Below are 13,146 nucleotides of genomic sequence, written 5' to 3'. Positions count from 1 at the left end.
TTCAACACCATAAAAGGCAAGCCGCAATGGAGACGATTGCGTTCAGGATGACCCTCAAACCGGGCCGGCGCGATGAATACGAGCGGCGTCATCGCGACATATGGCCCGAGCTGGCCGAGGCGTTAAATCACGCCGGAGTCCGCGATTACTGGATTTTCCTCGACGAACCCACCGGGCACCTGTTCGCCACGCTCAAGCGTGAGCGTGGCCACACCATGGACGCCTTGCCCGATCTGCCCATCATGCGCAAATGGTGGGACAGCATGGCCGACCTGATGGAAACAAACCCTGACCGCTCGCCGGTGCAAGCCGCGCTCGTGCCGGTCTTCCATCTACCCTGACGCTTTTGCTTCATCCTTTGCGGCACGAGGACATATCCATGCAGGTTGTCGATCCGCACATTCACCTTTGGGATCTGAAGACGCATCACTATCCATGGTTGGCGAACCCGGGCAAGTCGTTCGTCGGCGATGCGCGCGATCTGAAGCATGACTATCTGATCGGCGATTTGCTGCGGGACGCCGGGCCGGTCCAGGTGCTGAAACTCGTGCATGTGGATGCCAACCACGATCCCGCCGATCCGGTCGAAGAAACACGCTGGCTGCAACACGTCGCCGATAACGAGGGCCACGGGTTACCAAACGCGATCGTGGCGGGCGCGGATCTGTCGGCGGACAACGCTCAGGAAGTGCTCGAAGGGCACGCTGCATTCGCCAATACGCGTGGTATTCGGCAGATACTCAACGTTCATGCGAATCCACTTTATGACTACGTGGGCCGGCACTACATGCGTGAACCGCAATGGCGCAAGAACTTCGCCTTGCTGAAGAAATATTCGATGTCATTCGATCTGCAGCTCTACCCATCGCAGATGAAAGAAGCGGCTGAACTTGCACAGGAGCATCCCGATACGCAGTTCATCGTGAATCATGCCGGCATGTTTGTGGATCGTTCGTCGGTGGAGGGGTTTCGTGCATGGCGTGACGGACTGCGTGCGCTCGCTGCATGTCCGAATGTAGCGGTGAAGATCAGCGGGCTCGCCATGTTCGATCATCAATGGAGCGTCGAAAGTTTCCGCCCGTATGTGCTGGAGACGATCGACACCTTCGGTTGCGAGCGCGCGATGTTCGCGTCGAATTTTCCGGTCGACCGTTTGTTCGCCACGTATGAAGGGTTGTGGAACGCGTATGCGTCGATCATAAAAGACCTGAGCGATATAGAAAAAGACGCGCTTTTCAAAAGCAACGCAGAACGTATTTATCGCATCTGAAGGAGACAGTATGGGCAATAACAATCCGCCTCGGCTTGAGCTAAGGCACGCGAGCAAGTCGTTTGGCCGCGTGCGTGCGCTCGGTGACGGCAGCCTCGCGATGTGGCCGGGTGAAGTGCATGCGTTGCTCGGCGAGAACGGCGCAGGCAAGTCGACCCTCGTCAAGCTGCTTGCGGGTGTTTACCAGCCGGACTCGGGCGAATTGCTGGTCGACGGGCAAGCGCGTACGTTCGCGAATCCCGCTGAAGCGCGCGACGCGGGTCTCGCTGTGATCTATCAGGAACCTACGTTGTTCGCGGATCTGTCCATCGCGGAGAACATCTACATGGGACGTCAGCCGCGCGACCGGATCGGCCGGATTCGCTATGACGAAATGAATCGCGAAGTGGACGCGCTGTTGCAATCGCTTGGCGTCAATCTGCGCGCAGAACGCCTGGTGCGCGGTTTGTCCATCGCCGATCAGCAAGTAGTCGAGATCGCCAAAGCGCTTTCCCTGAACGCGAATGTGCTGATCATGGACGAGCCGACAGCGGCGTTGTCCCTGACTGAAGTGGAGCGCTTGTTCTCGATCGTGCGCGCATTGCGTGAACGCGACGCCGCCATTCTTTTCATCACGCACCGGCTGGATGAAGTATTCGCGCTGACGCAGCGCCTGACGATCATGCGCGACGGCCTGAAGGTTTTCGACGCCATGACCGCCGACATGACCATTGATTCGATCGTCAGCAAGATGGTGGGACGCGACCTCGATACCTTCTATCCGAAAGCCGATGTCGCGCCCGGTGAGGTTCGTCTGTCGGTCCGTAACCTGACGCGCGACGGCGTGTTCAAGAACATCTCGTTCGAGGTTCGCGCAGGCGAGATCGTGGCCCTGGCGGGGCTGGTTGGCGCAGGGCGCAGCGAAGTGGCGCGGGCGATCTTCGGCATCGACCCGGTGGATGCAGGCGAGGTTCATATCGCGGGCAAGCCCTTGCAGCTCGGCCGGCCGCAAGCGGCAGTCCGCGCGGGGCTCGCGCTGGTGCCGGAGGACCGCCGTGCGCAAGGTCTTGCGCTGGAACTGAGCATTGCGCGCAACGCTTCGTTGACGGTGCTGGGACGCCTGGTCAAACACGGGCTGATCTCGTCACGCAGTGAAAATGCGCTCGCGGCCGACTGGGGCAAACGCCTGCGGCTCAAAGCGGGCGATCTGGACGCGCCGGTAGGCACGCTGTCGGGCGGCAACCAGCAGAAGGTCGTACTCGGAAAGTGGCTGGCTACAGGGCCTAAAGTGCTGATCATCGACGAACCGACTCGCGGTATCGATGTCGGCGCAAAGGCGGAGGTGTATAGAACGCTCGCCGAACTGGTGCGCGAAGGCATGGCAGTCCTGATGATTTCAAGCGAGCTGCCCGAAGTGCTCGGCATGGCCGACCGCATTCTTGTCATGCACGAAGGGCGTATCAGCGCCGACATCGCCCGCGCCGATGCAAACGAAGAGCGCGTGATGAGCGCCGCGCTCGGCGCATCGTCGTCCATGTTGGGGAAGGCGGCATGATGACACGACATTCCCCCGCCATGCCCGCCGTGCACGCGCCCAAAACCAAACGCCGCAATCTGCTGGCGGACCTCGTTCGCAGCCGCGAGGCGACCTTGTTTGTCGTGCTCATTGCGCTGATCGCCGCTACCGCTGCGGTGAAACCCGAGTTCCTGAACCTGCAGAATCTGCGCGACGTACTGCTCAATGTATCGATTATCGGCTTGCTCACCGCGGGCATGACCGTCGTGATGCTGATGCGGCATATCGATCTGTCGGTAGCGTCCGTTGTCGGTGTCAGCGCGTATTCGGTCGGCAGTCTCTTCGTGACGTTCCCGCATATGCCGATCGCGGTCGCGATGCTCGCGGGGATAACCATTGGCCTTGCGATTGGCGCGGTGAACGGCACGCTGATCACGTTCGGGCGCGTGCCTTCGCTGGTGGCGACCTTGTCGACGTTGTACATAGTGCGCGGCGCCGATTACGCCTGGGTCCACGGCGGCCAGATCAACGCGACCAGCCTTCCGGATGCGTTCTCGCGCATTGCGACGGGTTCGCTGCTCGGTTTGCCGAACCTCGTGCTGATAGCGGTGGTCGTGCTGTTCGCGATGGGCGTCTATCTCAAGCAATATCGCGGTGGACGCGAGCATTATGCGATCGGGTCGAACCCGGAAGCCGCACGGCTTGCGGGTATTCGCGTAGAGCGCCGCGTGATGATCGGCTTCCTGTTGTCCGGCGCAATTGCGGGCCTTGCTGGTGTGCTTTGGCTGGCGCGTTTCGGCACGGTCGAAGCGAGCACGGCGAAGGGTATCGAATTGCAGGTGGTGGCCGCAGCCGTGGTGGGCAGCGTGGCGATCACGGGTGGCGTGGGCACGATCCTCGGCGCGACGCTCGGTGCGCTTGTGCTTGGCGTGATCAACATTGCGCTGGTGGTGTTGCGCGTATCGCCGTTCTGGCAGCAGGCCATTCAAGGAGCGCTGATTGTCGCGGCGATCACGCTCGACACATTGCTGGCGCGCTCGGTCGCGCGCCGCATGATGAGGAAACGCGATCATGGCTAAACCCGATTCCGCATTGACGATGACCCGGCGCCGGCATCTCTCGTGGGAAACCATGCTGGTGGTCGTGCTCGTGCTGGGACTGATCCTCGGGCGCGTGTTGTCGCCCATGTTCCTCTCGAGCGCCAACCTCTCGAACATGCTCGCCGACTTCACCGAGATCGCACTGATCGCCTTGCCGATGACATTGATCATTGTCGCGGCTGAAATCGATTTGTCGGTGGCGTCCGTGCTCGGTGCATCGAGTGCGCTGATGGGCGTGCTGTGGCACATGGGCCTGCCCATGCCGCTCGTGATCGCCATTGTATTGGTCGCGGGAACGCTTGCCGGCCTGTTCAACGGGCTGGTGATCGTGCGCTTCAATCTTCCCTCGCTGGCCGTGACCATCGGCACCCTGGCGTTGTTTCGCGGCCTGGCGTATGTGTTGCTCGGCGATCAGGCCGTCGCGGATTTTCCCGCGTCCTATACAGCGTTCGGGATGGATACCGTGGCGGCGTTCCTGCCCATGCCGTTTGTCCTTGTCATCATTGGCGCTGTCGTTTTCACTGTGCTGCTGCAAGCTACGCCGTTCGGACGCAGCCTCTATGCGATCGGCGCGAATCCTGTTGCCGCGCAGTTTTCCGGCATCGACGTGGCGCGGACGAAGCTCAAGCTTTTCATGCTGTCCGGCGCGATGAGCGCGCTCGCGGGCGTGGTCTACACGTTGCGCTTCACCAGCGCTCGCGGTGACAACGGCGAGGGCTTCGAACTGTCGGTGATCGCGGCCGTGCTGTTCGGCGGCGTGAGTATTTTCGGCGGACGCGGGTCCATGATCGGCGTACTTCTGTCGTTGCTGATCATTGGCGTGTTGCGCAATGCGTTGACGCTCTCGGATGTGTCGAGCGAGACGCTGACCATTGTGACGGGTGGTTTGTTGTTGTCGTCAGTGCTGATTCCGAATCTTGTTGCACGTTGGCGTGTCATGCGCGAAAAGCGCTTGATGACGCAGACGCTTATCTGAAGCTTGGCTTTTTAAAACCAGCGTGAAGACTCCGGCCATTCACTGAACCGGAGCAGCGCGCGACATCAGGAGACACAAGCATGTTCAAACCCTTCCAGTCCATCCGCGGTCCGGCGTTATGCGCCGCGCTGATCGCGGTGTCCGCGGCGGCGTTGATTCCGGTCAGCGCGAGCGCCGCGGACTTGAAAAAAGACCTGAAAATAGCGTTCCTGCCCAAGCAGATCAACAACCCGTACGAAGTGATTGCTGACGACGGCGGTCTGGCGGCGATCAAGGAGATGGGCGGCCAGGGCAAGGTCGTCGGGCCATCGGACGCGGGTGCATCGTCGCAAGTTCAGTACATCAACACGCTGATCACGCAGCGCCAGGATGCGATCGTGATTGCCGCGAACGATGCCAACGCGGTCGTTCCGTACCTGAAGAAAGCGATGGCGCAAGGCGTGAAGGTCGTCACGTTCGACTCGGATACCGCGCCCGACGGCCGCCAGATTTTCGTCAATCAGGCGAACTCGGAAGGGATCGGACGGGGGCAGGTGCAGTTGATGTCGAAGCTGATAGGAGGCGAGGGTGAGTTCGCGATCCTCTCGGCTACGCCAAACGCCACGAACCAGAACACCTGGATCAAGTGGATGGAGGAGGAGCTGAAGAAGCCGGAATATTCGAAGATGAAGCTGGTGAAGATTGCCTACGGTAACGACGACGACCAGAAGTCGTTCGTCGAAACGCAGGGCTTGTTGCAGGCGTATCCGAACCTGAAGGGCATCATTTCCCCCACGACCGTGGGCATTGCAGCGGCGGCGCGCTATATCTCGACGTCGCCGGCCAAGGGCAAGGTCATGGTCACCGGACTCGGCACGCCGAACCAGATGCGCGCGTTCATCAAGAACGGCACGGTGAAGGCGTTCCAGTTGTGGGATCCGGGTCAACTCGGCTACCTCGCGGCGTACGCGGCGGCTAACCTTGCTTCAGGCACGATCACGGGCAAGGAAGGCGACAGCTTCGACGCAGGCAAGCTTGGCAAGCGCACGGTGGGCAAGAGTGGCGAAGTCGTGCTTGGACCGCCGACCACGTTTGATTCTTCGAATATCGATAACTTCAATTTCTAGAGCGAAGTCTGCCGAAGAACGAAAGTGTGGGTGGGAAGAAGGGCGTAGTTAAAGACGGGTGCCCAATCGTGGATTGGGTACCCGTCTGCGGTTTACGCCGGCAGGATTGAATCTGCGAAGGCTGCAATTCGTATAGCGCTTTACGCCAACGACTTCAGTACGTCCGGGTTCCAGTTGTTCAACTGATCGATACGGCCTTCGCGGACCTTGTTGGCCCAGTCGGCATCGACCAGCATGCCGCGTCCGACCGCAACGAGGTCAAAATCACAGCGGTCCATCAGTTGCAGCAAATGGTCAAGCGAAGCCACGTTACTGCCTTCTCCCATGAGCGTGTCAATGTGCTCGCCCGTCATACCGACGGAGCCAACCGTGATAGTCGGCTTGTCCGAGAGCTTCTTCGTCCAGGCAGCCAGGTTCTGGTCCGACTCGAACTCGGTGTCCCAGAAGCGGCGCGTCGAGCAGTGAAACACGTCCACGCCTGCATCGACCATGATGCGCGCGAATTCTTCGAGTTCCGCCGGCGTGTTGAAGTTCTTCGCCTTGAAGTCCTGAACCTTCCACTGTGAGATACGCAGCGAGACAGCGAAGTCCGGACCGGTCATGCGACGGATTTCCGCCTGAAGTCAGCCGTCACGCGCTCTCGACAAGCTACGCGGACGCGTTCACGAGCCTGCTGCATGTACTGATTGTTATCACGCTGCTCTCCGCGTTCGCTACGTTTGCCTTTCTGAGCCGCACGCCCGCGCAGGACGACGAACCGGATGCAAACGCAAATTCCGAAAAGAAAGCTGTTGTCGATGTAGCGGTGAAGGCCTGACAGATTCCACGCTGCACGAGTTGAGGGGCCGTCTCAGGGTGAGGCGGCCCTTTTATCTTGAGCAACCGGAAAGATGTCTGCCACTAATCAGGTTATTATTTTCCAACTTTTCTAAGCGGGTTAAGTGATGAGTGAGCGCGTCGATGCACCCATGGCCGAGATCGCGGTTTTTGTGGCGGTCGCGCAGAGCGGCAGCTTTACCCGCGCTGCCGAAGAGATCGGCAGCAGCAAGTCCAACGTCGGTAAGGCCGTGCAGCGGCTCGAGGCACGACTCGGCACCCGGCTCTTCCAGCGCACGACACGCGCCGTGCGGCTGACCGAAGACGGCGAGACCTACCTGCTTGCCGCACAGCAAGCACTGTGCGGCCTTCGCGAAGCCGAGCAGCAACTTGCTTCAAGGCGCTCCGAGCCTGTGGGCCGCGTGAAAATAGACTTGCCTGCGGGTTTCGGGCGACTGCTGCTGCCGAGCTTCATCGATCTTCGCGCGAAGCATCCCAAGCTTACGCTCGAGATAGCGCTGACCGACCGGATGTCCGACCCCATTGGCGAGGGCTGGGACGTTGTCGTGCGCATAGGTGCGCTCCCGGAGGACAGCGAGCTGACCGTACGCAAGCTGTGTGATTTGCGGCTCGGACTTTACGCGTCTCCTGAATACCTGCAGCGTAGCGGCGGCGTGAAGACGCTGGCGGATCTGGCCAGCCACGACGCTATAGTCTTCCGGGGACCAACCGGGCGTTTGCGTGGGTGGACGGTCCGGGACGGCGACACCGTGCGCGAACTGTCCCCCGTGCCCATACTTGTGCTTGCCGATGGTCAGGCCCTGGTGGAAGCTTCGGTGACCGGTTTCGGGATCACGCAGATCCTGGACCGGGTGGCTTTGCCGTACGTCAAGTCGGGCAAGCTGGTTCATTTGCTTCCGGAAGCAGACGTTGATGGACCACCTGTGCACGCGATCATTTCTCTCGGCCAGAAGATGGCAGCCAAGACCCGCGCGGTCGTGAATCATCTGGCGGAAACGCTGCAGCAAACCGCGGGATAAGACCGCTGTTGCAAGCGCTCGCGCAGCATGATCAAGAGGGTGCAATCTCTGTTCAAAAAGAGCGAAAAGACTTTTCGTCGATAAGGGCTTTAACGCGCAACGCGCCGCGGGTAATCTATGCCCAACCCTATCTCCTCGATGTTGCCACACCCTGGGCCAGGGGCTTCGCTCTCATCAAGCGGAGTCCCGATTAAATTGCGGCGGTACACAGCTATCCCCACTTGAACTTTGTCCGATTCGCGGACGCACTCTGCGTAAATAAAGCGGTCATGTACGCCCGATTGCGTTTGTGATGGCCACAAAGAGCGCAATGGCGACCTTCAGGACGCGTGCCTGCGCCAGCGCAAGGGAGCCGAGGCGAACCCGGCTTCTCACCTGTCGGCAGATCGCACGATGAAGCCAGTGAAGCGGCGTTGTCAGGCTCTGGTGAGGCATTTGAATCTTCATCTCTCTACTCCCGATACTTCAAGTGACCGCGCGCCCATCCGATACTCCGGATGGGCGCTCGGTCTGCTCAATGACATCACGTCCGCTACTACTTCTGCGCGAGCGGCGAAACATCTGTGGCGGGCATTGCATCGCCCCATCCGCCACCCAGCGCGCGGATAAGGTTGACCGTCGCCGCAGCCTGTACGCCCTGTAACTGCACCGCGGCGCGACGGGACTGCAGCACCGTACGCTCGGCGTCTATTACGTCGAGGTAGTTGACCGCACCTTCCGTGTACTGCGTCCGCGATAACTGCGCCGCGCGAGCCGAGGCATTGACGGCTTCTGCTTGCGTCTTTGTCTGGTCCTCGAGAATGCGCATATCGGACAGGTTGTCTTCCACTTCGTGGAACGCAGTCAGCACCTGCTGACGGTAGTTCGCCACGTCCTCGTCATAGACGGCGCGCGCGTTCGCGAGGTTGCCCTTGCGGCGGCCGCCATCGAAGATCGGGATGTTGAGCGACGTGCCCGCAAGCGGCCCAAGCAGGAACGCACGGCTGCTCCATTTGAACAGATCACCGATTGTCGCTGACTCGAAACCGCCCGCGCCCGTGAGCGTGAGGGACGGGAAGAACGCGGCCTTCGCCACACCAACCCTGGCATTCGCCGCGGCCATCGCACGCTCGGCGGCGGCGATATCCGGTCGACGCTCAAGCAGCGACGACGGCAAACCAGGCGGTATACGCAGGGTCACCGGCTTGAGCGGATCAGCGGCCATCGAGAACTCCGCAGGGGCCTTGCCAAGCAGCACGGCGAGGCTGTGTTCGGATGTCGCCCGCAAGCGCTGGACCGTCATCGCGTCCGAGCGGGCCGTTGCCAACTCGGACTGCGCACGTGACACATCGAGTTCGGTAATCTCCCCTTCGGTGTAGCGGCGCTGAACCAGCTTGAGTGCCTGCTCCCGCAAGTCGACCGCCGACGCAAACACCTGGCTCTCTGCGTCCAGCTCACGCAGCGCGAAGTAGTTCTGCGCGACGTCCGCCTGAAGCGCCAACTGCACCGAGCGGAAGAGGGCTTCACTCTGCTGCATGTCGGCCTTCGACGCATCGACCGTCGACGTGACGCGACCGAACAGGTCCACCTCATACGACACGCTCGCCTGGGCGCGCCAGAGGGTCTGCTGCGGCACGTTGGTGCCGTCCGGCTCGAAGAGCGACGCGGCGGACACCTTCTGCCGCGTTGGGCCGAAGCCGGCGTCCAGCGTCGGGAAGAACCCCGCGCGTGCCGCCTGGTTCATCGCACGGGCTTCCTTCACGCGTGCGGCCGCCGCTGCGAGGTTCTGGTTTGCCGCCAGCGCCTGCTCTTCCAGGTCGTTCAGCTTCGGGTCCTGGAAGACAGTCCACCATTGACCGCGCGCTGCCTCTTCAGACGGCTGCGCGACCTTCCACGTACCGCGCTCATCCGGTTTCAATTCTGCTTGCGGCGCTTCCTTGAACGTCGCGATTGCAGGCGTCGACGGCACCTCGTACGTCGGAGCCAGCGAACAGCCGGCGAGGACCAGCAACGCGCCCAGCAGGACCGAGCCGGTGAAGGCTTTTTTCATCGAAAGAAATCTATGCATGATGGTCTCCTTAGTCCTGCAGTGCGGGTTCGGGAATCTCGGGCAGGGGCGTTGGCGTCACAGCCGTGCCATGCGAGCCGCCCGTGCCGCCGCCGTCAGGACCACGATCGTGGGGGCCATAGATATGCGGGCGCTTGCCATGCTTGTCCTTGAGTTGCTTGCCCCCGGCGAGCTTACGCAGAAGCACGTAGAAAACGGGAGTCAGCAGAAGACCGAACAGGGTGACGCCCAGCATGCCGAAGAACACGGCAATGCCCATGGCGCGACGCATTTCCGAACCCGCGCCCGTCGACACCACGAGAGGAATCACGCCCATGATGAAAGCGATCGACGTCATGAGAATCGGACGTAACCTCAAGCGGCATGCTTCTATGGCAGCCTGGACAATCGTGCGGCCTTGTATTTCCAGCTCGCGCGCGAACTCGACAATCAGGATCGCGTTCTTCGCCGATAACCCCACGAGTACCATCAGGCCGATCTGCGTGAAGATGTTGTTATCGCCTTGTGTTAGCCACACGCCGAACAGCGCCGACAGAATACTCATTGGCACGATCAGCAGGATTGCGAGCGGCAACGTCAGGCTCTCGTACATTGCAGCGAGCACCAGGAACACGAGCAGCACGCTGATCGGGAACACCCACAGCGCTGCATTGCCGGCGAGGATCTGCTGATACGTGAGGTCGGTCCACTCGAACTTGATGCCGCGCGGCAGCGTCTGTGCGGCAATGCGCTCGACTGCGGCCATGGCCTGCCCGGAAGAATAGCCGGGTGCCGGACCACCGTTGATGTCGGCTGCAAGGAAGCCGTTGTAGCGAATCACGGTTTCCGGGCCGAAGGTCGGCGTGACCTTCACGAGAGACGACAACGGCACCATGTCGCCGGCGGCATTGCGCGTCTTCAACTCGAGGATGCTGTCGGCCGTTGCGCGGAACGGCGCATCGGCTTGAGCGCGCACCTGATAGACCCGGCCGAACTTGTTGAAGTCGTTCACATACAGCGAGCCGAGGTAGATCTGCATGGTGTCGAACACGTCGGTCACGCTGACGCCGAGCTGCTTGGCTTTCTCACGATCCAGTTCCACATTCAGTTGCGGCACGTTGATCTGATAGCTTGAAAACGACGGTCCAAGTTCCGGCGCTTTCGCAGCGGCCGCGAGGAATGCTTGCGTAGCCTTGTTCAGCGCTTCGTAACCCAGCGCGCCGCGGTCCTCGATCTGCAGCTTGAAGCCGCCGATCGTGCCCAGGCCGGAAACCGGCGGAGGCGGGAACGTCGCAATCATGGCGTCCTTGATGCCGCCGTATTCCTTGTTCAGGTTGCCGACAATGGCATTCGCTGATTCGTCCTTGCCGCGATGCTTGGATGGACTCATCACCGGAAACACGAGACCGCTGCTCGATGAGTTCATCAGGCCGGTCACGTTGAGGCCTGGAAATTCCGGCGTATGCTCGACACCCGGTTGCTTGCGGGCAATCTCGCCCATCTGATGAACGACCTTCGCCGTGCGGTCGAGTGATGCGCCGCTCGGCAACTGCAGGATACTCACGAGGTAATCCTTGTCCTGTGCGGGAACGAAACCACCGGGCACGATCTTGCCGAGAAGGACCGTGCCACCGAGCAGTACGCCATACACCACCATCATTGCAAACTTGCGGTTGATGACGCCGCCCACGCCACGCCCGTAGGCTTCCGAGCCGCGATTGAAGACCTTGTTGAACACGTTGAAGAACGGTCCGAGGATGCGGTCCATGAACCGCGTGAGCCAGTCCTTCGGCGCGTGGTGGCTTTTCAGCAGCAGCGCGGACAGCGCGGGCGACAACGTGAGCGAATTGAACGCGGAGATGACCGTTGAAATCGCGATGGTCATCGCGAACTGCTTATAGAACTGACCGGTCAGGCCTGACATGAAGGCGAGCGGCACGAAGACTGCAATCAGCGTGAGCGCGATAGCGACAATCGGTCCGCTGACTTCACGCATTGCTTCATACGATGCCTCCAGAGGCGTGAGCCCGGCAGCAATGTTCCGCTCCACGTTCTCGACCACCACAATGGCGTCGTCGACCACGATCCCGATAGCAAGCACCATCCCGAAGAGCGATAGTGCGTTGATCGAGAAGCCGAACGCGAGCATCAGCGAGAACGTGCCGACAATCGACACCGGCACTGCGAGCAGCGGAATCAGCGACGCGCGCCACGTCTGCAAGAACACGATCACCACGATCACCACGAGCACGATCGCCTCGAAGAGCGTGTGGATCACCGCGTCGATACTTTCGCGCACGAACTGCGTCGGGTCGTAGACGATCTCGGCCTTGACGTCGTCCGGCATATCCTTTTGCAGTTCCGCCGTGATCCGTCTCACGTCGGTCGAGATCTGCAGAGAGTTCGCGTTCGGCTGCTGGAAGATAATGATCTGCACGGCGGGCTTGCCGTCGAGGCTCGCGCGCAGCGCATAGTCCGCCGCGCCCATTTCCACGCGGGCAACATCGCTGAGATGCGTCACCGCACCATCGGGCGATGTCTTCAGGATAATCTTGCGGAACTCGTCTTCGGTCTTCAGGCGGCCTTGCGCGTTTACGCTGAGTTGCAGCGGCACGTTCGTGGTCATCGGTGCGCCGCCGACAATACCCGCTGCAACCTGGACGTTCTGCTCGCGGATCGCCTTGACGATGTCCGTAGCGGTCATGTTCTGGCTGGCCACCTTGGTTGGGTCGAGCCAGACGCGCATCGAATAGTCGCCACCACCCCACATCACGACTTCACCCACACCGGGAACCTGTGCGAGGCGGTCCTTGATGTTGATGAGCGCGTAGTTGCGCAGGTAGTTCAGATCGTAGCGGCCGTTGGGCGAGCCGACGTTCACGCCCATGGTCAGCGTCGGTGACGACTTGACGGTAGTCACCCCGAGTCGCTGAACGTCTTCCGGCAAACGCGGCATGGCCTGCGAGACGCGGTTCTGAACGAGCTGCTGCGCCTTGTCCGGGTCCGTGCCGAGCTTGAACGTAACGGTCGTGGTCATGTTGCCGTCGCTGTTCGCCTGCGACTGCATGTACAGCATGTTTTCGACGCCGTTGATCTGTTCTTCAATCGGCGAAGCAACCGTTTCCGCGATGACCTTCGGGTTGGCTCCCGGATACTGCGCACGGACGACCACTGAAGGCGGCACGACTTCCGGGTACTCCGCCGTTGGCAATTTCGTCAGCGCGATAATGCCGGCCAGCAAGATCACCACCGACAGCACGCCCGCAAAGATGGGCCGGTCGATGAAATACTTTGAGATGTTCATGATGAGCTTCTCC

Annotated in this window: 11 protein-coding genes; 7 read left to right on the top strand and 4 right to left on the bottom strand. The window is 60.9% G+C overall.

Going from position 1 to position 13,146, the window contains the following annotated elements; genetic code table 11:
• Positions 1-26: 26 nt before the first annotated feature.
• The 6 genes from rhaM to rhaS all read left to right on the top strand — a co-directional run bounded on the left by rhaM (position 27) and on the right by rhaS (position 5,947).
• On the top strand, positions 27-341 hold the full coding sequence (gene rhaM / locus ACSQ36_RS28635) for an L-rhamnose mutarotase (RefSeq protein WP_436184571.1): 315 nt from the start codon (positions 27-29) through the stop codon (positions 339-341).
• A 38-nt stretch (positions 342-379) separates the two neighbouring features.
• The gene (locus tag ACSQ36_RS28630) at positions 380-1,270 is read left to right on the top strand and encodes an amidohydrolase family protein (RefSeq protein ID WP_213765634.1); all 891 of its coding nucleotides are present in this window, start codon (positions 380-382) and stop codon (positions 1,268-1,270) included.
• 10 nt (positions 1,271-1,280) lie between these two features.
• Positions 1,281-2,804, top strand: coding sequence for a sugar ABC transporter ATP-binding protein (locus ACSQ36_RS28625; RefSeq protein ID WP_436184570.1), 1,524 nt, complete (start codon positions 1,281-1,283; stop codon positions 2,802-2,804).
• Positions 2,804-3,844, top strand: coding sequence for an ABC transporter permease (locus ACSQ36_RS28620; RefSeq protein ID WP_213765759.1), 1,041 nt, complete (start codon positions 2,804-2,806; stop codon positions 3,842-3,844). Before ACSQ36_RS28625 ends, ACSQ36_RS28620 begins: the two co-directional genes overlap by 1 nt.
• Positions 3,837-4,841 (top strand): ABC transporter permease, encoded by a 1,005-nt coding sequence (locus ACSQ36_RS28615; protein WP_213765636.1) that lies wholly within the window; start codon positions 3,837-3,839, stop codon positions 4,839-4,841. The genes ACSQ36_RS28620 and ACSQ36_RS28615 overlap by 8 nt, the downstream gene beginning before the upstream one ends.
• An 80-nt stretch (positions 4,842-4,921) precedes the next feature.
• Entirely contained in the window at positions 4,922-5,947 is a 1,026-nt protein-coding gene (gene rhaS / locus ACSQ36_RS28610; RefSeq protein ID WP_436184569.1) for a rhamnose ABC transporter substrate-binding protein, read from the top strand.
• Between the two features lie 140 nt (positions 5,948-6,087).
• Here the strand turns inward: rhaS and ACSQ36_RS28605 are convergent, their stop codons facing one another.
• Complete coding sequence (locus ACSQ36_RS28605) at positions 6,088-6,549, bottom strand: hypothetical protein (protein ID WP_436184568.1); 462 nt, start codon at positions 6,547-6,549, stop codon at positions 6,088-6,090.
• A gap of 342 nt (positions 6,550-6,891) precedes the next feature.
• Here ACSQ36_RS28605 and ACSQ36_RS28600 point away from each other — a divergent pair, with 342 nt between their 5' ends.
• Complete coding sequence (locus ACSQ36_RS28600) at positions 6,892-7,803, top strand: LysR family transcriptional regulator (RefSeq protein ID WP_436184567.1); 912 nt, start codon at positions 6,892-6,894, stop codon at positions 7,801-7,803.
• 267 nt (positions 7,804-8,070) lie between these two features.
• Here the strand turns inward: ACSQ36_RS28600 and ACSQ36_RS28595 are convergent, their stop codons facing one another.
• From ACSQ36_RS28595 to ACSQ36_RS28585, 3 genes are all read right to left on the bottom strand, one after another.
• Positions 8,071-8,250 (bottom strand): hypothetical protein, encoded by a 180-nt coding sequence (locus ACSQ36_RS28595; protein ID WP_436184566.1) that lies wholly within the window; start codon positions 8,248-8,250, stop codon positions 8,071-8,073.
• A gap of 88 nt (positions 8,251-8,338) precedes the next feature.
• The gene (locus ACSQ36_RS28590) at positions 8,339-9,850 is read right to left on the bottom strand and encodes an efflux transporter outer membrane subunit (protein ID WP_436184565.1); all 1,512 of its coding nucleotides are present in this window, start codon (positions 9,848-9,850) and stop codon (positions 8,339-8,341) included.
• A 10-nt stretch (positions 9,851-9,860) separates the two neighbouring features.
• Entirely contained in the window at positions 9,861-13,133 is a 3,273-nt protein-coding gene (locus ACSQ36_RS28585) for an efflux RND transporter permease subunit (protein ID WP_436184564.1), read from the bottom strand.
• Between the last annotated feature and the right edge of the window lie 13 nt (positions 13,134-13,146).

Source organism: Caballeronia sp. LjRoot34 (genome assembly GCF_964253815.1).
Lineage (GTDB): Bacteria > Pseudomonadota > Gammaproteobacteria > Burkholderiales > Burkholderiaceae > Caballeronia.
The sequence above is the reverse complement of the archived record's forward strand: the minus strand, read 5'-3'. Positions and strand labels throughout refer to the sequence as shown.

Coding starts and splice junctions, on each gene's coding strand:
- ACSQ36_RS28595 (WP_436184566.1), bottom strand. CDS start 8,250: ATGAAGATTCAAATGCCTCACCAGAGCCTGACAACGCCGCTTCACTGG.
- rhaS (WP_436184569.1), top strand. CDS start 4,922: ATGTTCAAACCCTTCCAGTCCATCCGCGGTCCGGCGTTATGCGCCGCG.
- rhaM (WP_436184571.1), top strand. CDS start 27: ATGGAGACGATTGCGTTCAGGATGACCCTCAAACCGGGCCGGCGCGAT.
- ACSQ36_RS28605 (WP_436184568.1), bottom strand. CDS start 6,549: ATGACCGGTCCGGACTTCGCTGTCTCGCTGCGTATCTCACAGTGGAAG.
- ACSQ36_RS28620 (WP_213765759.1), top strand. CDS start 2,804: ATGACACGACATTCCCCCGCCATGCCCGCCGTGCACGCGCCCAAAACC.
- ACSQ36_RS28590 (WP_436184565.1), bottom strand. CDS start 9,850: ATGCATAGATTTCTTTCGATGAAAAAAGCCTTCACCGGCTCGGTCCTG.
- ACSQ36_RS28615 (WP_213765636.1), top strand. CDS start 3,837: ATGGCTAAACCCGATTCCGCATTGACGATGACCCGGCGCCGGCATCTC.
- ACSQ36_RS28600 (WP_436184567.1), top strand. CDS start 6,892: ATGAGTGAGCGCGTCGATGCACCCATGGCCGAGATCGCGGTTTTTGTG.
- ACSQ36_RS28585 (WP_436184564.1), bottom strand. CDS start 13,133: ATGAACATCTCAAAGTATTTCATCGACCGGCCCATCTTTGCGGGCGTG.
- ACSQ36_RS28630 (WP_213765634.1), top strand. CDS start 380: ATGCAGGTTGTCGATCCGCACATTCACCTTTGGGATCTGAAGACGCAT.
- ACSQ36_RS28625 (WP_436184570.1), top strand. CDS start 1,281: ATGGGCAATAACAATCCGCCTCGGCTTGAGCTAAGGCACGCGAGCAAG.